We start from the raw sequence: 21098 nt of genomic DNA on the forward strand, positions 1-21098 counted from the left end.
TCCGTCATGCAGGCGGGAGCAATCGATGATCTTTTTCTTTTTGAAAAGGAGACAAATCGAAAATGTTATATTTTGATCATTGTGCTTCATCACCACCGTATGAAGAAGTGGTGCAGACCATGATGGAAGTGATGAAGTCGCAGTATGCGAACCCTTCCTCGCTGCATCGTGCAGGTACTGACGCTGACAAGTTAATTGAACGCTCGCGTGCTGTTCTAGCCGAGCAGATGCAAACCTCTAAGGGGAAATGGGTATTTACTTCCGGCGGTACAGAGTCAAATAATATTGCGATAAAGGGTGCTGCTCGTCAGTACGCTGGACGAGGCAAACATTTGATAACGACACAAATTGAGCATGCCTCCGTATACGAATCTTTTGCGCAGCTGGAGCAAGAAGGCTTCAAAGTCACCTATTTGCAAGTAGGCAGATCGGGTCATGTAGAGCTTGAGCAATTGGAAGCGGCAATTACTGAGGAAACGATTCTCGTTAGTGTGATGCATATTAACAACGAGATCGGTTCCATTCAGCCAATCGAGAACATTGCAAAGTTGCTTAAACGATATCCGAAGGTCATCTTGCATGTCGATGCCGTTCAGAGTATTGGGAAGCTGCCGATTCATTTGGAAAAGTGGGGCATCGATTTGCTTAGCGGTTCGGCTCATAAGCTTCGTGGTCCCAAAGGCGTAGGTTATTTGTACGTGCGTGATGGCATTACGCTGTCCCCTTTGTTTAGTGGCGGCTCCCAGGAGTATGGGCATCGCGCTGGAACACAAAACGTACCCGCTATCGTTGCGTCAGCGAAGGCATTGCGCATGTCGCTTGCTTCAATGGAGCAAAGATCAAAACGATTGAAAGTGCTCAAACAGCAGCTTTTAACGCATATTGAGCAAATTCCAGAGCTTAAGCTGAACGGGGCGGAGCCGTCAGCTTCCCATATTATACATTTCTCCTATCCAGGCATGAAGCCAGAGGTTGTCATCCATATGTTAGAGCAACGTGGTATAATGGCTTCAACGAAATCGGCATGTTCTTCTAAGGATGACAAGCCGAGCCGCGTGCTTCTTGCCATCGGTGCAAGTCATGAGCAGGCGAGCAGCGGCATTCGGATTAGTCTCGGAGACGAACATGAAGAGCAGGATATTGCAGCCTTAGGAGCCGCACTGCGTCATGTTGTCGCACAACTTAAGCCGCTTGAGAGGAGATTGACTTAATTTTGCTTTATGATCAGATCGTGCTCCGTTATGGAGATTTAATGGTAAAAGGAAGAAATCGGAACAAATTCGAGAAACGAATGCTTGATCAAGTAAAGCAGGCATTAATTTCTTATGATAATATTACTTATTTCAAATCGTTTGGTCGTCTTTATATCAAGCTGAATGGACATCCCTATGAGCCTATAGCTGATCGCTTGAAGGACTTGTTCGGCATCGTTTCTTTAAGTCCAGTTGTCAGCACAGAGGCTGATCTTGAGAAAATAAGAGCAGCTGCGCTAGCTCTTATGCAAGCTTTGCCAGAGCAGCCAAAAACGTTCAAGGTGAGCGCGAAACGTGCTTGGAAAGAGTTTCCTCATAATTCGCAGGAAATGAATCATTTGGTGGGCGGACATGTTCTGCGTGCGATGCCGGGACTTAAAGTTAACGTCAGCAAGCCGGAAATTGAGCTGCGGGTGGATATTCAAGCGGAAGCTACTTACATCTTCTACGATGTCATCACTGGCGCTGGCGGATTTCCGTTTGCATCGAATGGCAAAGCTATGTTATTGCTCTCCGGGGGCATAGATAGTCCTGTAGCGGGCTGGCTGGCACTGCGTAAAGGCCTTGAAGTGGAGGCAGTGCATTTCCATAGCTACCCATTCACGAGCGAGCAGGCTAAAGATAAGGTAATTGCGCTTGCAAAGCGATTATCCTATTTCAGCGGGGAGCCGATTAAGCTTCATCTTGTGCCGTTTACCGAAATTCAAACTACGCTAGTACAAGCGAAGAGCGATAATCTGATCATTACATTAATGAGAAGGGCGATGCTTCGGATCACAGAGCAGCTGGCAGAACGCAATGGGGCAAACGGTATCGTTACTGGCGAGAGCTTGGGGCAGGTTGCGAGCCAGACGCTGCCGAGCATGAATGTCATTGGTCGAGCAACAGATCTGCCGCAGCTTAAGCCGTTAATTATGATGGACAAGCATGAAATTATTCGGATGGCGGAGAGAATCGGAACGTTCGAAACGTCGATTTTGCCATATGAGGATTGCTGTACGTTATTTTTGCCGAAATCGCCAAGTACGAATCCGAATCTTCGTATCGTTGAGAAGATTGAGGCTCTAATTCCTAATTATAATCAATTGCTCACTGCCGCTGTTGACGGTACGGAGGAAGTTTTATTGTCACCGCAGCTTCAAACTGCTGCCCAAACCGCTGGAGAGGATAGCTGGTTTTAATTACGAATGAAGAAGCTTTGCAGGTATATGGTTCCTGCGGGACTGACCCTCATTTGTCAGACAGGGATTAAAATACCTTTCAAGTTTAAACGGCCAGTCGCCTGTAATCAATCGGCGACTGGTTATTTAGTTTCGTTTGAATACGAATTGCGTTAGCACATCTATTTGTTGCTTTAAGAACCGATTCTCCGCCTTTATTTGCTCCAGTTCCGAGGTGAACTCGGGTCCTTTACCGTAGCTGTATTGTTTGCCTACAGGTTGCTCCAAGCGGTTTAATTCGCCCTTGCGGAACCATCGCATCCAGGTTTCCAATTGCGTCTTATTTCGTATGCTCAGCTGCTCCATGACCTCTTTCACTGGAACTCCTGTTATTCTCAATTCAATAGCTTTCATTTTTGTTTCCACTGGGCAACTTACTCTTGTTGCCAACGTAAAAACACCTCCAAGATTGTCTCCATATCTTATGACATGGTTGCATTTTCTTGAAGGTGTTTTGATTTGTCTCACGTTATGGTCAGTCCCTTGCTGGATGCAACTACACAACGGCTTTTCAATGTTCTCCCTTAGTGGAATCGCTATTTAATTGTTCTGCCTTTTGTTTTTTGCCTTTATTGGTCAATAATCCAGCTGCGATTGTAAGAATAATGACTACGATAACAAAGGACCAGAAGAGGAGTTGATTCTCGAAAAATGCTTTAAACGATTTTTCATGTGTGATCATCTTCGCAGCGGTATATGCAAGAACCGCTGAGCCTAGATAAACGATCCAATTATAGCGATTGATTAGTTTGATGAATATCGTACTGCCCCATACAACGACTGGTACGCTGATGAGAAGCCCAAGAATAACGAGCAAAGTGTTCCCGTGGGCTGCGCCTGCAACTGCGATTACGTTGTCAAGTCCCATTGCCGCATCGGCAATAATGATTGTACGTATCGACTGCCAAAGGGTATTGCCTGATTTGATGCCATCATGTGCATCATCCTGTACGAGAAGCTTGTATGCGATCCAAACGAGGAGAAGTCCTCCAACAAGATTAAGCCAAGGAACGTTTAGAAGTTGAACAACAAGCAAGGTGGCAATGATTCGTATACTAATCGCTCCAACCGTTCCCCATATAACGGCTTTCTTCTGCTGTTCCTTAGGTAGGTTTCGTGCTGCCATCCCAATAACAATGGCGTTGTCACCAGCCAATATAAGGTCGATAAAAACGATGGTCAGCAGGGCGGAGAAAAACTCGACAGAGAATAGTTCCATAAGTCATTTCCACCTTCCATAAAAAGGAATATCTTGAAGTCTACAATAAATACGCTGCGCAGTGAAGAGGGATTCAAAAATTTTTATGGACATATTCCTCACAGCTTGTTCATACAGCTGATTAGAGGGGGGATGTGACTTGGACAGCCTGATTATATTTATCGAAATCGTCTTAATTAATGTATTGCTGAGCGGAGATAACGCCATTGTGATTGCAATGGCTAGCGGCCAACTGCCGCCAGAGCAGCGTAAACGGGCTGTATGGTGGGGTGCAATGGCTGCTGTAGGCTTAAGATGCGTATTGACCGTCGTAGCGATTAAACTGCTTCAGGTGCCTTTTTTACAAGCCGTAGGAGCTTTGCTATTGTTCTACATAGCGGTTAAGCTGCTTGCAGAGGCAGGCGGCAATCAAGATATGCATACGGTGAAAAAAGCAAAAACGATTGGTCAAGCGATATGGACAATTGTTGTAGCTGATTTCATTATGAGTCTTGATAATGTTCTCGCTATTGCAGCGGTAGCAGATGGAGATATTGTACTTATTTTGCTCGGAATTGCGCTCAGCATACCTATGATTATTTGGGGAAGCCAAATGCTGGGAACGCTCCTTCAGAAATTTCCTGCTCTTTCCTATATTGGGGCAGCTTTACTCGCTTATGCTGCAGGTGGAATGCTAATGCATGACCCTGGCATGAATGATTTGCTGTTTCATGGGTCAAAAACGCTTGCTGAAGCCATTCCTTTGCTCTGTGTTCCGCTTGTCATTGTACTCGCAATTGTCAAAAAAAAGGCTGTTTTATAAGGATTATGACGCGCTCCGTTCACGCAAAATAATGCGGGACGGTTTTTTTTTTGTTAAGACCCTCGCAACGTACTGGTATTTTTGCCTCAGTTCCTATAAACTAATATAGATAAAAACTGTCGTCTTTCGTCAACATATGCGAAAGGCGCTGTAAGGAGCGGAACGCGAATGCCTAATAACAAATATTCCGCTGGAATCATTTTGCTGTTAGCCGGGGTCGTTATTTTGTTGGGCAAGTTAGGTGTATTCAGCTTTCTGGGCGCAATCTTCTGGCCGCTGCTCGTCTTAATTCCCGGCGTGCTTCTGCATGTTCTCTACTTCGGCAGATTAGTTCCGGCGGTCGTGCTCGTCCCAGGCGGAATGCTCGTCGTATATGCCCTGCTGTTTGTCGTTTGCAACCTTTTTGGATGGGATAGTATGAAATATTTGTGGCCGCTGTTTATCTTTGGAGTGGCAGCTGGTCTTTACGAATATTATTTGTTCGGTTCATCCAGACCGCGTGTTGTACTCACGGCATCGATTGCGCTTGCTGCCGCATCGGCTGTGTTTGTCATTCTTGTGCTTTTGTGGAGCTGGGGGATTTATGCGATTGCTGTTGCGTTAATTGCAGCAGGTGTTTGGATGATGCTAAGCAAACGCAAGCGTTGGTAAAAGATTTAAATAAAAAACAATTGGAGTGGATTACAAGTTATGCAAGCAAGAGAGAAATTACGGAATATCGCAATTATTGCCCACGTTGACCATGGTAAAACGACATTGGTTGACAAACTGCTACAACAATCAGGCACGTTCCGCGACCATGAAGCAGTGCAAGAGCGCGCAATGGACTCAAATGACATTGAGCGTGAACGCGGTATTACGATTTTGGCAAAAAACACAGCAATCAATTACAAAGACTACTTGATCAACATTGTTGATACACCTGGACATGCTGACTTCGGCGGCGAAGTTGAGCGTATCATGAAAATGGTTGACGGCGTTCTTTTGGTTGTTGATGCATTTGAAGGCTGTATGCCGCAAACGAAATTCGTTTTGCGCAAAGCGCTTGAGTCAAACCAAACGCCAATCGTTGTAGTTAACAAAATTGACCGTCCAAATGCAAGACCTCAAGAAGTTGTAGATGAGGTTCTTGACCTGTTTATTGAACTAGGTGCAAATGACGCTCAACTTGAGTTCCCAGTAGTTTATGCATCTGCATTGATGGGTACTTCAAGCCTTGACCCAGAAAAACAAGATGAGAACATGGAAGCACTTTACGAAACAATCGTAAGCAACATCCCGTCCCCAACGGAAGATACAGAACAGCCATTGCAATTCCTTGTAACTTTGCTTGATTACAACGAATACCTTGGCCGTATTGCAATCGGTCGTGTTAACCGCGGCATGATTAAACAAGGACAATCCGTTGCCGTTATGACTCGTGAAGGCGGAGTTAAGCAAGCAAGAATTGAGAAACTGTTTGGTTTCGTTGGTTTGAAGCGTGTTGAGATCGAAGAAGCAGGAGCGGGCGATATCGTTGCGATTGCTGGTATTCGTGAAATCAACATCGGAGAAACCATTGCAGATCCACAAAATCCAGAAGCGTTGCCGGTTCTAAAAATCGATGAGCCAACACTTCAAATGACTTTCCTCGTTAATAACAGCCCGTTTGCTGGCCGTGAAGGAAAATGGGTAACTTCCCGTAAACTTCGTGAGCGTCTATTCAAAGAGCTTGAGACAGACGTAGCACTTCGCGTTGACGAAACAGACAGCCCGGATGCTTTTGTCGTATCAGGTCGCGGTGAGCTTCACCTTGGTATTCTTATCGAGAACATGCGTCGTGAAGGTTTCGAGCTTCAAGTATCCAAACCTGAAGTTATCATTAAGGAAATCGATGGTTCGAAAGTAGAGCCTTACGAGCGTCTTCTTATTGATTTGCCTGAAGAGAGCATGGGCGCAGTAATGGAGAGCCTAGGAACTCGTAAAGCAGAAATGATCAACATGATCAACAACGGCAACGGCCAGGTGCGTTTAGAATTCAAAATCCCTGCTCGCGGCTTGATTGGTTACCGTACACAATTTTTGACGTTGACACGCGGCTACGGCATTATGAACAACGCTTTTGACAGCTATGGACCTCTAGCTGGCGCTGGTGTAGGCGGCCGTCGTCAAGGCGTTCTTGTTGCAAGTGAAAATGGTGTATCAACATTCTACGGTATGATGGGCGTAGAGGATCGCGGTATTCAGTTCTTGGAGCCAGGTACAGAAATTTATGAAGGTATGATCGTTGGCGAGCACACTCGCGAGAACGACATCATCGTAAACATCTGTAAAGTAAAACAACTGAACAACATTCGTTCAGCAGGTAAAGACGATACAGTAACATTGAAGAGCCCGCGTCTATTCTCGCTTGAGCAAGCGCTTGAGTACTTGAATGATGATGAGTTCTGTGAAATTACACCGAAGACGATTCGTCTTCGTAAGAAAATTTTGAACAAAAGCGAGCGCGAACGTGCGGACAAAAACCGTAAAAATGCGCAAGCAAGCGTGTAAGATTAGATTTCTAAATGAACGTAAGGTTTTGCTCTGCAAAGCCTTACGTTTTCTTTAAAATATAAGTGGGATTATAAGTTGCTTAACTTATAATCCCACTTATATTTCACAGTGTTATGCGTACTGTGCAACTAAAGCACGGCGAAAGCCGTTTACAATGAATGAAGGAGGAATACGATATGCAAGCATGGTTAAGCGATCATAAGCTAGTCTCTTATTTAATCATTCTGGGTTTTACGATATACATATTCAATAAAGTATTTCGTGCACAGCAGAAGCTTCCGTTATTTAAAGAAATTTTAGTGTATGCATTGATTGCCTTCGGCTCTTTCGTTCTAATGATTTTGCAGGTGGACAAGCTGCCAATCATTCAATGTATGGGAGTAGCCGTTCTTATGATGCTTATGCTCCGTGGTCGTCAATTGTACGACAAATGGAAGGGCAACAAACCAAATGACAGTCAATCTCCAAATGCGGAATCCGGCAAATGAAGTTCGAGGACGCACTATTCAACTGGCTTCAAATCAAGCTGGTTGCTGATGCTCGTCCCGATGACAATGCAGCATTTGAGACATTAACATTTTTTGAGCAAATATTGACGGAGGATCATGGGTTGACGGAATTTGTAATTACGAAGACCGATGATACGATGGTTCATGTGAAATACGAGAAGGATGGCCGTACCAAACTTCAGCTTTATCCTCGTGAGCTGGGTGAACAGCTCTTGACGGATATTGAATCCAATCCCAAATACAACTGAACTTGAAGGTGGATCATATGAGTAAAGGATCAACAGCATTACCACCAAGAACGGGCTCTCGTCCACCAGCAAAACCAAAAAAGCAGAAGCCGCGAAAAAAACGCTCGGCAATGAAAATCTTTTTCACATTGCTATTTTCAATACTTTTGATCGTAGCTGCGGGTTTAACTTATTTGGTCTTGCAAGCGGATAAAGCCATTGATGAAATTTCATCGCCAGTTGATGAAGAGGTTGTTATACCGCCTGGAGAAGCTGTAAATGAGAAGGCAGTTGCTATGCTTCTGATGGGGATCGATGCTCGTGCTCATGGAGGAGGTTTGAATACGGACGTTATGATGGTCGCTGTATTTAACCCGAATTCGAAGAGCGCCACTATCGTTACCATTCCACGGGATACTAACATTGATATCGAAGGATATCGAGCTCGCAAAGCCAATAGCTTTTATGCTGATTTCTATATGAATGCGCTCAATAAGAAGAAATTAAGCAAAGAAGCAGCTTATGCAGATGCGAAGCAAGAAGTGCGCAATGTCATGAGCACGCTGTTCGACATTGATATTAAATACTCTGCGGTCATTAACTTCCAAGGTTTCGCTGATGTGGTTGATGCGCTTGGCGGCGTAACAGTGGATGTAGATAAGCGTATGAAATACAAGGACTCTGCTGATGGTACAAATATCGATTTGGAAGCAGGCGTTCAAACGCTAAGCGGTGAGAAAGCTCTAGACTTTGTTCGTTACCGGAAATCCAATAATGGAAAAAACATGTCAAGTGACTTCGAGCGCAACGCAAGACAAAGCCAAGTTATCGGAGCATTAACAGACAAGATGAAATCATTTGATGGCGTTACGAAGATTGGATCCGTCATGCAAGCAGTCGGTAAAAACTTGACGCTGGATATGCCTTCCAAAGAAATTAAAAATATGATGACTACTTATTTGGGTTTAAGCCGCAATGATATTACATTCATCCCTCTTGAAGGAACTTGGAGAAGTCCTTATGTTTATATGGACGAAGAAAAGCTGAAGGAAGCTCGGGCTGCACTCCAAGCAAAAATGGCTGAATAACCGTAGACTATAGCTAATATTATAGCTATAATAAATCTACAGAGGCCATTTTTGAAATCTGTTCAGAAGGAGGTCATGCGAATGACCAATACCGTATCCTTAGTATCCGAGCTACCGATCGAAGTTTTGCACAAGCAATCTATCGTTCTAATGCACAGAATTGATGCGGTTTCTGATGGACTGGCCTTGAACTTTTCTGGTGGGCTCAGTGCGAACGACGACGTCGTAAGCTTGTCCACTACCCTTGCGTGCGAGGAACCGAATAAGAATATTGCTGCGAACACCTTTGTTGTACAGGTTCTCGCAGCCGTGAAGAAAGCCTAGTGATAGCTCACTAGGCTTTTTGTGTCTTCAGGGATGCCTTTACAATTTCTTATTTATTTTTGGGGCTTGTTTCTCGAGTTCCTGAGGGATGACATCACGCGGCATTTGTGGAATTACTCTGCCGATAATATCGGCCATCTCCTCGGCAAAGCCAGATATCGGTTTGCCACGTCTAATATCGGCGCCGATTTCATTGATTCTCTGGGACATATCGATATCTGCAGTCACGAGTGCATCTATACCGTATGGATCTTTACGGAATGCTTCGGCTACGGCATATTTGATTGTACCGACTCTAGAACGCTCCATCTTGGCGTCTACGTCGATGCCAACAATTGCAGTATTCCCGAACACGACACAGTGCGCGTTCGTAACTCCGTCAATTCCTTTGGCCAACTGCTCCAGATGTACCGCAACCTGTTCCGAGTTTTTAATTTCTTTTTTCCTTGGCTCGGTTTGCTGCGTATGGACACGGCCATCATTTCGTGGAGAGGGTGATGTTTCATTACGTGCGACGGTGCTGCAACCTGTCGCAACAATCGCAACAATGATCGCAGAAGTAAGCCATTTGTACATGTTTGACACCTCTTTTTCTCGATGAAAAGCTGATAGTCACCTGTCCGCCATAGTTTACCCGCAGCAGCGATATGCTATGTATGGCCTCTAATGAATATCCAACACCGGGAGGGTTCTCATGAAAAAAAAATTCGTGCTCGATACAAATGTGCTGCTTCATGATCCGCAAGCGATTTTTGCTTTCGATGATAATGAAGTCATAATTCCCGCGGTTGTGTTGGAAGAAATTGATTCAAAGAAGAGGTTGGCTGATGAATTAGGACGAAATGCGCGTTCGATCTCGCGTCTGCTCGATAAGATGAGAGAAATAGGCCACTTGCATGAAGGGATTGAACTGCCTAGCGGCGGCTTGCTCAAGGTAGAATTAAATCACCGCAGCTTCATGCGAGTACAAGAAATGTTTGGGGAAATGTCCAACGATAATCGGATTTTGGCGGTTGCGCTGAATTACCATATAGAACAGGAAAATGAGCCGGAGAAACAAAGTATCGTATTAGTTAGCAAGGATGTACTCGTTCGTATTAAAGCTGATGTTCTAGGCTTGCAGGCTCAAGATTATTTATCTGATCGGGTTGTTGTTTCGTCGGAGTTTTATTCGGGCTATATGACGCTTTATGTTCATCCTGCAGTCATAGACGAGTTTTACACTTATCGCTTCCTTACAGTTAACAACATGCACTTGAATATTCGATTAAATCCGAATGAATTTGTGATTTTGCGCGATGAAATGGGAACATCGAAGTCAGCGCTGCTTAAGGTTAGCCAAGACGGGGCAAGGCTTGAGCCTTTATTTTTAAGCAATGATCCGGTTTGGGGAATAACCGCTCGCAATGCTCAGCAGCGCATGGCGCTTGAGCTGCTTCTAAATGACGATGTGCCGCTCGTAACACTTACCGGCAAGGCTGGTACGGGTAAGACGCTTCTCGCGCTGGCAGCGGGTCTTCTGAAGACGGAGGATGAGCATAAATACAAAAAGCTGCTAATCGCAAGGCCTGTCGTACCTATGGGGAAAGATATCGGATATTTGCCAGGCGAGAAGGAAGAGAAGCTGCGGCCATGGATGCAGCCGATTTATGATAATTTGGAGTATTTATTCGATACGAAGAAATCAGGCGACATTGATAAAATATTGATGGGAATGGGCAGCATTCAGGTCGAGGCTTTAACTTACATTCGCGGCCGATCTATTCCCGGGCAATTCATTATTATTGATGAAGCACAGAACCTTACGAAACATGAGGTGAAAACGATTGTTTCAAGGGTCGGTGAAGGAAGTAAAATCGTTCTTATGGGAGATCCCGAGCAAATAGATCATCCTTATCTGGATTCGATAAGCAATGGTTTGACTCATATTGTGGAGCGCTTCAAAGCAGAAGGCATCAGCGGCCATATGACGCTTGAGAAAGGCGAACGCTCCAAGCTAGCCCAATTGGCAGCGGATTTACTATAACGATTGTGCCCCTCTCTGGAGAGGGGCTTTTTTTATTTGCAAAAATATAAGGTTTTTTGGACAAAAAAACAAAATATTGTTATCCTATTTTTAGTAGATTTAAGGATGAAAGGAAGAAGGCTGTGACTCCCAGAAAATACGTGCTGGTTTTATTCGGCACATTACTGTTAGCAGCATTATTACTTATCCCATTCTCACGAAATGCAAACCCTGCAAGCACTGGAAAACCTGACGGGAAAACAAATGTTCAACCTGCTCCCGGTACTCTAGTTGTTGATCAGCTGTCTGACATTACTGTAAGCGTTTCCTTGCCGAACATGCAATATCAACAGCTGCAGGAATTAAACCGGAATTTTATGATGAAATACCCTCATATTCAAGTTGAGCTTTCAAATGAGCCGAATAAGGAAAGAGCATACGATCTGTGGACGCTTCAGAGCCAGCAGAGAGAAGCCGCAGATATTATGCTGTTAGATAATGGATGGGTTAGATCATTTGCTGTACGAGGGTTTCTAAAGCCTGCAGACAGCATGATGACAGGTGACACGCTGACCGATCAAATGACAGGATTGCTCGATTCGCTCAGATGGAACGGTTATTTATGGGGCGTACCAAAGGACTTAAACCCGTATATCATCGTTTGGAACTCTGCACTGCTTAAGGAGACAGGTCTTAAGGAGCCTCCTTCTGACTTTGCTTCCTTTCAAGCCGCCGCTTCAAAAATGATCGAGCTTCACCCGCAAGCGAGTATTGTAAACTGGAGTGCAGGCGATTTGCAGCAGCAGCTAACTTGGTTAGCCGCGTTTCAAACGAAACCATCCAACTTGTTGAAATTGCTTCCGCTTAGTGAGCAGCAGACTCAGCAGCTGGAATGGTTTCAACAAATGGAAGTGAATTTGAGCAGAATCGATGTGGATGCAATCAATCAATTAGCAGAGGAGTTTCAAAATAATAATCTGTTTGCAGCTGTAATTCCTTGGAATCAATACGAGCGTTTAAATGAGGATTTGCAAATGAAATTAACGATTGATCGTGAGCAAGTCTATTATCCATGGTTGAATGGACGAAGCTACGCGATTTCCTCCAACAGCGATGAAGAAGAGGAAGCGATGCTTTGGATTGGGGAAATGACCGAATTAATGAATCAACAGATGACCTATGACCGATTTGGCTTTTTACCTGCAAGATCATCATTATATTCGTTTAACAGCACCCTTCAAAGCGATCAAATTCATATCCCGCCTGCTTGGTGGAAAAATGCGCTGAACACTAAGCTCGCAGATGAAGATCTCCCGATTTCAGATCCAATTTGGCCTGAGAAATGGCGTCAAAGGGAGAAGTTATGGGGAATGTTTTCCGATGGCAATTTTCGATTGGCTGATTATATGAAGTCGCTTGCCGCTTTAGAGTAAAATGAAAACAGCCGGCCTCATTTTGCGATGATGGCAGGCTGTTTTTTTTGCTTAATAGATGAATGATGACAGCAGCTATAACTTTAGGCTGAGCTTGATGGTCAGTTCTCCGTCTTTCATTTCAACAGCATTCGCTTTAAGAAACGAAACGATTAAATCAGGATAAAATCCGAGATCGAATTCCTTCTCGAGCGCACTGCGTGTCGTGTCAGGAAGGGAGAAGCCATTAAATATGAGTTCATCGACATGAAATAGGATGGCGTTTTTGGGATCATTTTCGATCGTATAATGACCGCTGATTTTTATTTCCATGTTGTCGCGTTTTCCTTGAGCAATGACCTTGTCATCAATGAATTCAAAAGAGAAATGATTGAAGATATCATTTTGCTCGCGAAGGAATGTATTTAAATCATCTTCGGGTACTCGAATGGTGTATTGAAAACCTTTTATTTCGAGCAGCTGCTTATTTTCTTGTACCCAGCTTGGCAGCTTCTGCATAGCCTTCGAGAGTGCTCGGAAATATTGTTTCACTTCAGCTATTCCTGCTGTTTCCCAGTAAGAGGTAAGCTCCTTCATCAAAATGCGTATGCGATCGGCATCTGATCTACCAGCTAGCTGCTCGTCAAGCTGCATCTCTAGTGCAACTACGCGTTCTCTCTGCGTTTTGAGCTGTTGTTCAATCGTATTGAGCTCATTCTGCCTAGCTTCAAGCTTCTCATAACCCACTTTAACTTTCTTGTATTGCTCGACATATGTATTCAAGGTATGCTTGTCATGAGTAAGTATAATTTCGGCATAATCCAGCATTTGAAACAACTCCGATAATGAATCGAATGATAAAAGAGCGCTAAGCAAAAAATCTCGTTCTCCCATATAGTAAGCGCGCAGCACATTTCCTGCTTCTTCTTGCTTGTCCGCTATTTGCTGTTCTTGTATGAGCAGCTGCTTCTCCGTGTCCGTCATCGTCAGCATGAGCTGCTGCTTCTGTTCTTGTATGCGGATGATTTCTTTATCGATTTCCACGACAGACAAGCTTTTCTCAAGCAATGCATGCATATCCGCCTCATCAGCCGGCAGAGGCTCAGCCCAAGCGGGAAGCCGAAACAGGAACAAGAAGATGAGTAGCATCGAAGTGGCTGCGATAGAAAATCGATTGCGCCTGGCTGGCAATGTCAACGGCATCGTCCCTCCTCAGCATTCATTTTATGCGGCAATCCATTCTATTATATCTTACAATTGGAAAAGGATGAACCTTATGATGATGGAAAACGAGCTCGCAGCCTCCATTGCGGAAAAAATAGCAGGTGCAAAAACGTATGGCAAGTTTGTAGATGAGGCTGGAGGCTGGAGTTCAGTCAAATGCATCTCTTTTTTTCAATATATGCAGGCATGTCTATATGATCCGCAATATGGTTATTACCGATCAGGGCCAATTAGAGTGGGCAAGGAGGGTGATTTTTATACGAGCTCAGGCATTGGGCAGGTGCTTGCTGAAGTTTTAGCGAAATATGTGCTGGACTACGCGGCATTAGTGGATAAACCGCTTAAACTGATTGAGTGGGGAGCAGGAACGGGGCGATTGTCTGCTCAAATTGCGGCTGCAGGTTGTGAGCGAGACTTGGATTGGAAAAGTAAAATACAGCCAATTCTAATTGAGGATCATCCTGCGCATGCTGAAGCAGCGCGGCATGCCTTTGCAGATTTCAGCATATCGGGTGCAGAACCGCTGTTTTCATCATCTGATGATGCTTGGGGGGAAACCTGGCTTAAGCAGCCAACGATTGTGCTCGCAAACGAGCTGTTTGATGCTTTTCCTGTACACCGTGTGCAGCTAGTGAATGGAGAACTGATGGAGTTAGGCGTTGCTTATCATGATGAGCGTGGCTTCGTTGAGGTTCAAATGCCGCTTACCGATACTCGGATTACAAATTGGCTTAATCGGGATCATATTCAATTGCTTGAGGGGCAGCAAACGGAGGTGCATGCTGGAGCAGTTGATTTTCTTAATAAGCTTGGAGCCGTGATGACTAAAGGACGTGTCGTCATTATTGATTATGGGCATAAAGCGGAGGAATATGCGGCGGAGCACCGGATGCTTGGTACACTTATGTGTTATTCGCGGCATCAGACGAACACCAATCCGTATAGTCGAATCGGGGAGCAGGATATCACTTCACATGTCCCCTTTACCTTTATACATCATTCCGCTGAAGAAAGCGGATTTCAAGTAGCAAGCTATATGACACAAAAACAATTTTTGATTGAGCACGGCGTAATGGATATGCTTCAAAATCACAACAGCACAGATCCATTCAGCAAAGAGGCGCGAAGGAATAGAGCGATTAGGCAGCTGCTGCTAAGTGATCAAATGAGTGAGACGTTTAAGGTGATGGTTTTGGAAAAAGGATGAATAATATACAAAAAAAGTGTCAGCCCTAAAGGGGCTGACACTTTTTTGTTTAAGGAAAAGAACTCATATGTACTCTTGTTTGTTCTTACCTTAAGCGCATAACGAACCATTATCATATAAGATAATGGCTGTTCTTTCATGGCTTTGATTAAAGCTTGCCTTAGCGTATTTCGCTGACGCCTTTGTTAGAACGGCAAGTCCATCTTGAAGACCGACCAATACGTGAAACCCACGAATGAAATGATCATATATCCCCAGAACATTACAATGTAAGTTCTTTCGGAGAAATTCAAGTAGCCTAGAAATACGAAAGCAACGGCTTGTGCAAAAAACAATAGCGCAAATTCCGTCATATGGCCTGCGAAAGCCATAAGTCCGATTACCAGGGTCCAAAAGCCAAGTACCCGATACATACGTGCCATGATAACATCCCCCTTTCGCTGCGACCCGATTTTCTAATGATCATTATAACGTTTGGTGTAATAAGTGTAAACCAAAATACGTGAAGAAATCGCAAATTTTTTGTTTGCATCTAATTAACTCCTGTTGACTTAGATATAGTTTGCTCAAATCTAAGAGCTAACATGTATGAGTAATTGAAAATTTGGTTATACAAATTAGTATCCAATAGATTCTATGAACTCTACCAAGGGCATAGAGATAAAGTAAGCGCCTTTACGTTAGGAGGTTTTTGTTGCATGACAGCAGTTAGACAAGATGCGTGGAGTCCGGACGATGATTTAATTCTCGCCGAGGTTACACTACGCCATATTCGCGAAGGTAGTACTCAGCTTGCAGCATTTGAAGAAGTGGGCGAACGAATTGGGCGTACATCCGCAGCATGTGGATTCCGCTGGAACAGTTGCGTTCGCAAAAGGTATGAGGATGCAATACAAATCGCTAAGCAGCAGCGCCAGAAGCGTAATTATTTAAAAAAACAAACGATTATCGCAACGCCGCATGTTTCATCGATTGCCGTTTTTGAAACGGAAGAACGTGGATTCAAGCAAGAGAGTGGTGCAATCGAGGAAAGTTTATCGGTAGATGCTGTTATTCGTTTTCTCCGTGGATGGAAGACGACCTATCAGGATTTAACTCGCCAACTCAAATGGTATGAGAAGGAACTGAAAGACAAAGAGGAAGAGCTATACCGTTTGCGTGATCAGAATGAGAGATTGTCCAAAGAGGTTAACAATGTTCAAACGGATTACCGTGCTGTGAACGACGATTACAAGACACTTATTCAAATTATGGATCGTGCAAGAAGGCTTACCGTTTTAACGAATGACGATGAAGCTAAGCCGAGATTCAAGATGGATGCTAATGGCAATTTGGAACGGATTGAATAGGTTATAATGCGTAAATAAGAGGAGCTGGCCATGATATGGCCGGCTTCTTTTTCTTTTGCGCTTTTTTTATAGAAGAGTCTAGTCGGCTAAACTTGTATTAGTTGCAATATTTTCGGAAAATTTGATACGATGTTTGCTAATATTATTGATGAGCAGCAGCTGGTCGGAAGGAGTATAAGGTGCAGATAGATGTAGTAGGTGGGGGCTCGTTAGGACTGCTCTATGGAGCGAAGCTAGCAGAAGCAGGGGCGGATGTTACGATTTGGACGCGCAGTGAGGAACAGGCTGATGTGCTTGCTAATCAAGGCATTAGGCTTAAGGAGCTAGATGGAGCAAATGAGAAATCGATTCGTATCAAAAGTTTATGGAGCGGGTCTGTTTCAGAACATAGAGAACGTTATGACGTCACAAAACAGAATGCCGACTATCGCTGGGTGCTGCTGAGCGTTAAACAATCGGATTTGGATGAAGCTTTTCTAAATATGCTTGCTTCGCTTCTTGCCAGCTATGATGGAGAGAGTGTGGCAGTCGTATGTATGCAAAATGGAATTGGGCATTTAGAGCGAATTAAAACCAAACTTCCTACCTATCCGCTATTTGCAGCGGTGACGACAGAGGGGGCGAAACGACTTGATGTTCGTTCTGTTGAGCATACGGGGAAGGGGCAGCTTTGGCTTGGTGAATGGGGAGAAAATGAGCGCAATCAAGATGATTCTCTCGATAACTCGCAAAAAATGTTGATTTCTTTGCTGGAAACGGCAGGATTTACCTCTTTTCTGTCGAAAGACTTGGAGAATCGAATTTTTAATAAGCTGCTGATTAACGCAGTCATTAATCCATTGACGGCAATATTGGATGTGGAGAATGGACAGCTGCCGCTCCATCCTGTCGGCGTGAAGCTTATGCAAGCGCTATATGAGGAAACCGAGTTGGTGTTAGTAAAAGCTGGAATGAACTTGCCGGAGAATGGGTGGGAGCTCATTATAAAGGTTTGCAGGCAAACCAGCAGCAATATTTCTTCTATGCTTAGTGACGTAAGAGCTGGCAGAGCGACAGAAATCGATGCCATTAATGGTGGGGTCGTGCAGCTGGCTGAGAAGAATGGGCTGCAAGCGCCGTTAAACCAAGCAATAGTTACGATGATTAAAGCACTGAATCTTAAGTCGACTATGAAGGAGTGAAGGCCGATGGAAATGATTTGGGAAAGCATCAAACATGCATACGCTTATTTGGCTGTAATTCCAATCATACCCTTCACCATCATTTTGTTTGGATATGGAGCATATATTCAGGATCGAAAAAAAGCGTTCCGATTGGCAATGGATGTTACGACAGCCTTATTAATTGGCTGCGTTGCTGTATTGTTTGATGAGCTGTTTAACAGCAGATTCGGGATTTACGGCATATTGCTATTCATGCTGCTAGGCGGAGGATTGCTAGGTAACGCCCAATTTCGCAAGCGCGGCGCAGTGGATGCCAAAAAGATATTTCGGACGATATGGCGGCTAAGTTTTTTTACGATGAGCGTGCTGTACATCGTTTTTATGTGCATCGGCATCGGCAAAATGTTTCTGACGGCTTAACTCAAATAATAAATTGCTAAACGCCTCTCCCGAGCAGAGGTGTTTTTGTTTTGACGGACGGCTTCACCATTGTGTACAATTAAAATGTTCAGTTTTACAATATGAAGTCGTACTAACGACTATTAAGCGGGAGGTTACGGGCTGCGCTATGAGAACAGATACTTATGCATTGCCTATTGCACAGCCTTTGACAGAGGCTTATATACATCAAAACGATGACCGCATTGAAGCTTTATATGGCTATCATGCGGGAGTTGATCAAGATTGGGTTAAACGCTTTAATCGTTTGGAGCAAAGCGGAGAGGTAAGAGCTGATGCAGCTCAAGTAGCTCGCGCGCTTCGTGCTTACAATGAAGCAATTAACGCTGATCCAGAAGTTTTTGCTTCCATTTCTGCGATGGCAGAGGGGGCTCCAGTCGTGGTTGGAGGTCAGCAAGCTGGTTTATGGACGGGTCCGCTGCTTGTCATACATAAAGCGGTATCCATCATAGGTGCGGCCAAAGCTGCAAGTGAGCAGCTGGGGCGGACGGTTGTTCCTGTATTTTGGGTAGCTGGTGAAGATCATGACTGGGATGAAGCGAACCATGCCTACGTTATTACAACGGAGCAGGAGCTTCGCAAGTTGTCAGTTGCGCGTCCTGAAGGTGTGCGTACAGCTGTAAGCCGCACGATGATTGCAGCAGAAACATGGGAAGAGCTGCTTGCTGAGCTTGAACAATCGCTTCCGCATTCGGAGTTTAAACCTGTGATGCTAGAGGAACTGCGCCAAATGTCGGAACAAGCGAAATCATTATCTGATTTTTTTGCAATGATTTTGAGTCATTTATTCGGGAAACACGGCTTAGTATTAATGGATGGCGATCATGAGGATATTCGTCGTATAGAAGCGCCTATGTTCAGGAAGCTGATTGAGAAGAACGATGAATTAGAGCATGCTTATGCTGCTGCTGCAGATAAGGTGAGAGAGCTTGGTTACAGCCTTCAGGCGGATGTAACGGCTGGCAGCTCGAATCTTTTCCTCTTCAACTCGGATAACGGCGAAGAAAGAACGCTTCTTCACAAGAAGGATGGAAAATTCCAAGATCGTAAAGAGCAAGTGTCGCTAACGGAGGAACAGCTCCTTCGGATCGCTGACGAGCAGCCGCAGCAGCTTAGCAATAACGTTCTGACGCGGCCGCTTATGCAGGATTATTTATTCCCTGTTCTTGCGACTGTGCTTGGTCCTGGGGAAATAGCCTATTGGGCTTTAACTGGAGAAGCATTCCGTACGCTGAATATGGAAATGCCCATTATCGTGCCGCGTATGTCTTATACTTTAATTGAAGGAACAGTTGCTAAGCACATGGATAAGTATGAGCTTTCCTTTGAGGATGTTATGGAACATTTCGAAGAGAGCAAAGGGAAATGGCTGAAGGCACAAGATGGCTTGTCCATTGAACAGCAGTTTGCCGAAGCAAGAGATACGTTTGAACAGCTATATAAACCGCTTCTTGAGCTTGCAACTTCCGTTCAACCATCGCTCTCTAAGCTTGGGGATACGAATTTGCAAAAAATAGTAGAGCAAATCAACTACATGGGCTCAAAAACGGTAGATGCCTTCAACAAACAATTTGAAGCATCCACACGTCAGCTTGATCGTATCCACCTGTCGATTAACCCGCAGAACAAGCCACAAGAGCGAGTGCTTAATATGGCAGCCTATTGGAATCGTTACAGCCTGATTTGGCTCGATAAGCTGCTTGAAGCGCCATTTAGCCGTACTGGTGGACATGAAATCGTTTATTTATGAAATATAAGGAGGCAAATGGAATGAGTACAGCAAATAAAAGCATCGTAGCCGATCTATCATTGGCACCTGAAGGCCGTTTGAAAATTGATTGGGTAGCAGCGCATATGCCGGTATTGAATACGATTCGCGAGCAATTTGAAAAGGAACAGCCTTTTAAAGGACTGAAAGTTACAATCGCTCTTCATTTGGAAGCGAAAACCGCTTATTTGGCTAAGGTTGTTAAGGCGGGCGGTGCTGATGTTACTATTACAGGCAGCAACCCGCTATCAACACAAGATGATGTTTGTGCCGCTCTCGTTGAGGATGGCATTACCGTGTTTGCCAAATATAATCCAAGTGCTGAAGAATTTAAAGCACTTAATATTAAAGCGCTGGAGTGGAAGCCTGATCTTATCATTGATGATGGCGGCGATCTTGCAACGATTCTAAATTCGGAGCACCCGGAGTTTGGCGAGAATCTGCGCGGCGGTGCGGAAGAAACAACGACAGGCATTATTCGATTGAAAGCGATGGAGAAAGACGGTTCACTGAAATTTCCTATGGTCGCTGTTAACGATGCATATTGCAAGCATCTTTTTGATAACCGCTATGGTACAGGGCAATCCGTATGGGACGGTATTAATCGCACAACGAATTTGATGGTTGCGGGCAAGACCGTCGTTGTTGTCGGTTATGGCTGGTGCGGAAAAGGTGTAGCCATGCGTGCGAAAGGTCTTGGCGCAAATGTTGTCGTAACTGAGATCGATGCGATTAAAGCGGTCGAAGCTTATATGGACGGTTTCGCGGTAATGCCGATGATCGAAGCGGCTAAGGTTGGTGAGTTTTTCGTAACGGTTACCGGGAATCGCGATGTTATTCGCGGAGAGCATTACAAGGTGATGAAGGATGGGGCGATCATTTCCAACGCAGGTCACTTTGACGTCGAAGCAAACAAACCAGAACTTGCAGCATTATCTTCAAGCGTAAGGACCGTTCGCCGCAACATTGAAGAATATAAACTGGAGGATGGACGCAGCATTTACTTGCTGGCAGAAGGCCGCCTTGTTAATTTGGCTGCTGGCGATGGTCATCCTGCAGAAATTATGGATATGACGTTTGCACTGCAAGCTGTTGCACTGAAATATGTAAATGAGCAGTACAAAGCGATTGGCAGCAAAGTAGTCAATGTTCCTTATGAGCTCGATGAGCAGGTAGCGAGACTGAAGCTGCAATCTCTAGGCTTTGGCATTGATCAACTGACTGCGGAGCAATCGGCATATTTGGACAGCTGGAAAGAAACAGAATAGAGCATTGAATAAGCCGCGAGCAATCGCGGCTTTTTTTTATGTGGAGATAAAAGAAGCAATTGATTC

At 44.5% G+C, this 21098-nt stretch carries 21 protein-coding genes and 1 pseudogene; 17 read left to right on the top strand and 5 right to left on the bottom strand.

Features of this window, described 5'->3' with window-relative positions; genetic code table 11:
• The first annotated feature begins 62 nt into the window (after window positions 1-62).
• Together ACIFSR_RS24845 and thiI are read left to right on the top strand one after the other, a co-directional pair.
• Entirely contained in the window at window positions 63-1211 is a 1149-nt protein-coding gene (locus ACIFSR_RS24845) for a cysteine desulfurase family protein (protein WP_430060792.1), read from the top strand.
• Between the two features lie 2 nt (window positions 1212-1213).
• Window positions 1214-2434: a tRNA uracil 4-sulfurtransferase ThiI gene (gene thiI / locus ACIFSR_RS24850; RefSeq protein ID WP_339208696.1), complete on the top strand. Its 1221-nt coding sequence runs from the start codon at window positions 1214-1216 to the stop codon at window positions 2432-2434.
• A 153-nt stretch (window positions 2435-2587) separates the two neighbouring features.
• Here thiI and ACIFSR_RS24855 read toward each other — a convergent pair.
• Together ACIFSR_RS24855 and ACIFSR_RS24860 are read right to left on the bottom strand one after the other, a co-directional pair.
• Window positions 2588-2863, bottom strand: a pseudogene (locus ACIFSR_RS24855) (IS3 family transposase); the annotation flags it as partial.
• Window positions 2864-2984: 121 nt separating this feature from the next.
• Window positions 2985-3692 carry a TerC family protein gene (locus tag ACIFSR_RS24860; protein WP_339208698.1) on the bottom strand — a complete coding sequence of 236 codons (708 nt, stop codon included), beginning with the start codon at window positions 3690-3692 and terminating at the stop codon, window positions 2985-2987.
• Window positions 3693-3831: 139 nt separating this feature from the next.
• Here ACIFSR_RS24860 and ACIFSR_RS24865 point away from each other — a divergent pair, with 139 nt between their 5' ends.
• The 7 genes from ACIFSR_RS24865 to ACIFSR_RS24895 all read left to right on the top strand — a co-directional run bounded on the left by ACIFSR_RS24865 (window position 3832) and on the right by ACIFSR_RS24895 (window position 9177).
• A complete protein-coding gene (locus ACIFSR_RS24865) occupies window positions 3832-4494 on the top strand; it encodes a TerC family protein (protein ID WP_076268134.1) in 663 nt (220 codons plus the stop codon).
• A 168-nt stretch (window positions 4495-4662) separates the two neighbouring features.
• Window positions 4663-5145 (top strand): hypothetical protein, encoded by a 483-nt coding sequence (locus ACIFSR_RS24870; RefSeq protein ID WP_054027942.1) that lies wholly within the window; start codon window positions 4663-4665, stop codon window positions 5143-5145.
• Between the two features lie 39 nt (window positions 5146-5184).
• Window positions 5185-7026, top strand: coding sequence for a translational GTPase TypA (gene typA / locus ACIFSR_RS24875; RefSeq protein WP_076268135.1), 1842 nt, complete (start codon window positions 5185-5187; stop codon window positions 7024-7026).
• Window positions 7027-7205: 179 nt separating this feature from the next.
• Window positions 7206-7517 carry a YlaH-like family protein gene (locus ACIFSR_RS24880; protein WP_076268136.1) on the top strand — a complete coding sequence of 104 codons (312 nt, stop codon included), beginning with the start codon at window positions 7206-7208 and terminating at the stop codon, window positions 7515-7517.
• Window positions 7514-7786, top strand: coding sequence for a hypothetical protein (locus ACIFSR_RS24885; RefSeq protein ID WP_430060796.1), 273 nt, complete (start codon window positions 7514-7516; stop codon window positions 7784-7786). The genes ACIFSR_RS24880 and ACIFSR_RS24885 overlap by 4 nt, the downstream gene beginning before the upstream one ends.
• Before the next feature lie 17 nt (window positions 7787-7803).
• A complete protein-coding gene (locus ACIFSR_RS24890) occupies window positions 7804-8853 on the top strand; it encodes an LCP family protein (RefSeq protein WP_430060798.1) in 1050 nt (349 codons plus the stop codon).
• Window positions 8854-8928: 75 nt separating this feature from the next.
• Window positions 8929-9177, top strand: a complete 249-nt coding sequence (locus tag ACIFSR_RS24895) for a hypothetical protein (RefSeq protein ID WP_430060800.1) — start codon at window positions 8929-8931, stop codon at window positions 9175-9177.
• Window positions 9178-9216: 39 nt separating this feature from the next.
• On the opposite strand, the gene ACIFSR_RS24900 is transcribed toward ACIFSR_RS24895, so the two are convergent.
• A complete protein-coding gene (locus ACIFSR_RS24900; RefSeq protein ID WP_339208704.1) occupies window positions 9217-9753 on the bottom strand; it encodes a YhcN/YlaJ family sporulation lipoprotein in 537 nt (178 codons plus the stop codon).
• Window positions 9754-9871: 118 nt separating this feature from the next.
• Here ACIFSR_RS24900 and ACIFSR_RS24905 point away from each other — a divergent pair, with 118 nt between their 5' ends.
• Both ACIFSR_RS24905 and ACIFSR_RS24910 read left to right on the top strand, forming a co-directional pair.
• A complete protein-coding gene (locus ACIFSR_RS24905; protein ID WP_430060802.1) occupies window positions 9872-11203 on the top strand; it encodes a PhoH family protein in 1332 nt (443 codons plus the stop codon).
• 122 nt (window positions 11204-11325) lie between these two features.
• A complete protein-coding gene (locus tag ACIFSR_RS24910) occupies window positions 11326-12615 on the top strand; it encodes an ABC transporter substrate-binding protein (protein ID WP_430060804.1) in 1290 nt (429 codons plus the stop codon).
• Between the two features lie 75 nt (window positions 12616-12690).
• On the opposite strand, the gene ACIFSR_RS24915 is transcribed toward ACIFSR_RS24910, so the two are convergent.
• Window positions 12691-13797, bottom strand: a complete 1107-nt coding sequence (locus ACIFSR_RS24915) for a coiled-coil domain-containing protein (protein WP_430060806.1) — start codon at window positions 13795-13797, stop codon at window positions 12691-12693.
• 73 nt (window positions 13798-13870) lie between these two features.
• On the opposite strand from ACIFSR_RS24915, the gene ACIFSR_RS24920 reads away from it, so the two are divergent.
• Window positions 13871-15025, top strand: coding sequence for a class I SAM-dependent methyltransferase (locus tag ACIFSR_RS24920; RefSeq protein ID WP_430060808.1), 1155 nt, complete (start codon window positions 13871-13873; stop codon window positions 15023-15025).
• A 185-nt stretch (window positions 15026-15210) separates the two neighbouring features.
• Here the strand turns inward: ACIFSR_RS24920 and ACIFSR_RS24925 are convergent, their stop codons facing one another.
• Complete coding sequence (locus ACIFSR_RS24925; RefSeq protein ID WP_053375484.1) at window positions 15211-15447, bottom strand: DUF2626 domain-containing protein; 237 nt, start codon at window positions 15445-15447, stop codon at window positions 15211-15213.
• A 276-nt stretch (window positions 15448-15723) separates the two neighbouring features.
• Between ACIFSR_RS24925 and ACIFSR_RS24930 the strand changes: the two genes are divergently transcribed.
• The 5 genes from ACIFSR_RS24930 to ACIFSR_RS24950 all read left to right on the top strand — a co-directional run bounded on the left by ACIFSR_RS24930 (window position 15724) and on the right by ACIFSR_RS24950 (window position 21032).
• On the top strand, window positions 15724-16374 hold the full coding sequence (locus ACIFSR_RS24930) for an RsfA family transcriptional regulator (protein ID WP_076268145.1): 651 nt from the start codon (window positions 15724-15726) through the stop codon (window positions 16372-16374).
• A gap of 179 nt (window positions 16375-16553) precedes the next feature.
• Window positions 16554-17555: a ketopantoate reductase family protein gene (locus tag ACIFSR_RS24935; protein WP_430060811.1), complete on the top strand. Its 1002-nt coding sequence runs from the start codon at window positions 16554-16556 to the stop codon at window positions 17553-17555.
• A gap of 6 nt (window positions 17556-17561) precedes the next feature.
• Entirely contained in the window at window positions 17562-17957 is a 396-nt protein-coding gene (locus tag ACIFSR_RS24940; protein ID WP_339208710.1) for a DUF3397 domain-containing protein, read from the top strand.
• A gap of 148 nt (window positions 17958-18105) precedes the next feature.
• Window positions 18106-19746, top strand: a complete 1641-nt coding sequence (bshC, locus tag ACIFSR_RS24945; RefSeq protein WP_430060814.1) for a bacillithiol biosynthesis cysteine-adding enzyme BshC — start codon at window positions 18106-18108, stop codon at window positions 19744-19746.
• 20 nt (window positions 19747-19766) lie between these two features.
• Entirely contained in the window at window positions 19767-21032 is a 1266-nt protein-coding gene (locus ACIFSR_RS24950; protein ID WP_076268149.1) for an adenosylhomocysteinase, read from the top strand.
• The last annotated feature ends 66 nt before the right edge of the window (window positions 21033-21098 follow it).

The sequence above is a fragment of the Paenibacillus sp. NRS-1760 genome, from assembly GCF_050467785.1.
In the GTDB taxonomy this organism is placed as follows: Bacteria; Bacillota; Bacilli; order Paenibacillales; family Paenibacillaceae; genus Pristimantibacillus.

Excerpts from the sequence above, each read along its gene's own strand:
- ACIFSR_RS24845 (WP_430060792.1), top strand. The coding sequence starts at position 63 with ATGTTATATTTTGATCATTGTGCTTCATCACCACCGTATGAAGAAGTG.
- ACIFSR_RS24860 (WP_339208698.1), bottom strand. The coding sequence starts at position 3,692 with ATGGAACTATTCTCTGTCGAGTTTTTCTCCGCCCTGCTGACCATCGTT.
- ACIFSR_RS24870 (WP_054027942.1), top strand. The coding sequence starts at position 4,663 with ATGCCTAATAACAAATATTCCGCTGGAATCATTTTGCTGTTAGCCGGG.
- typA (WP_076268135.1), top strand. The coding sequence starts at position 5,185 with ATGCAAGCAAGAGAGAAATTACGGAATATCGCAATTATTGCCCACGTT.
- ACIFSR_RS24880 (WP_076268136.1), top strand. The coding sequence starts at position 7,206 with ATGCAAGCATGGTTAAGCGATCATAAGCTAGTCTCTTATTTAATCATT.
- ACIFSR_RS24885 (WP_430060796.1), top strand. The coding sequence starts at position 7,514 with ATGAAGTTCGAGGACGCACTATTCAACTGGCTTCAAATCAAGCTGGTT.
- ACIFSR_RS24890 (WP_430060798.1), top strand. The coding sequence starts at position 7,804 with ATGAGTAAAGGATCAACAGCATTACCACCAAGAACGGGCTCTCGTCCA.
- ACIFSR_RS24895 (WP_430060800.1), top strand. The coding sequence starts at position 8,929 with ATGCGAATGACCAATACCGTATCCTTAGTATCCGAGCTACCGATCGAA.
- ACIFSR_RS24900 (WP_339208704.1), bottom strand. The coding sequence starts at position 9,753 with ATGTACAAATGGCTTACTTCTGCGATCATTGTTGCGATTGTTGCGACA.
- ACIFSR_RS24905 (WP_430060802.1), top strand. The coding sequence starts at position 9,872 with ATGAAAAAAAAATTCGTGCTCGATACAAATGTGCTGCTTCATGATCCG.
- ACIFSR_RS24915 (WP_430060806.1), bottom strand. The coding sequence starts at position 13,797 with ATGCCGTTGACATTGCCAGCCAGGCGCAATCGATTTTCTATCGCAGCC.
- ACIFSR_RS24920 (WP_430060808.1), top strand. The coding sequence starts at position 13,871 with ATGATGATGGAAAACGAGCTCGCAGCCTCCATTGCGGAAAAAATAGCA.
- ACIFSR_RS24925 (WP_053375484.1), bottom strand. The coding sequence starts at position 15,447 with ATGGCACGTATGTATCGGGTACTTGGCTTTTGGACCCTGGTAATCGGA.
- ACIFSR_RS24930 (WP_076268145.1), top strand. The coding sequence starts at position 15,724 with ATGACAGCAGTTAGACAAGATGCGTGGAGTCCGGACGATGATTTAATT.
- ACIFSR_RS24940 (WP_339208710.1), top strand. The coding sequence starts at position 17,562 with ATGGAAATGATTTGGGAAAGCATCAAACATGCATACGCTTATTTGGCT.
- bshC (WP_430060814.1), top strand. The coding sequence starts at position 18,106 with ATGAGAACAGATACTTATGCATTGCCTATTGCACAGCCTTTGACAGAG.
- ACIFSR_RS24950 (WP_076268149.1), top strand. The coding sequence starts at position 19,767 with ATGAGTACAGCAAATAAAAGCATCGTAGCCGATCTATCATTGGCACCT.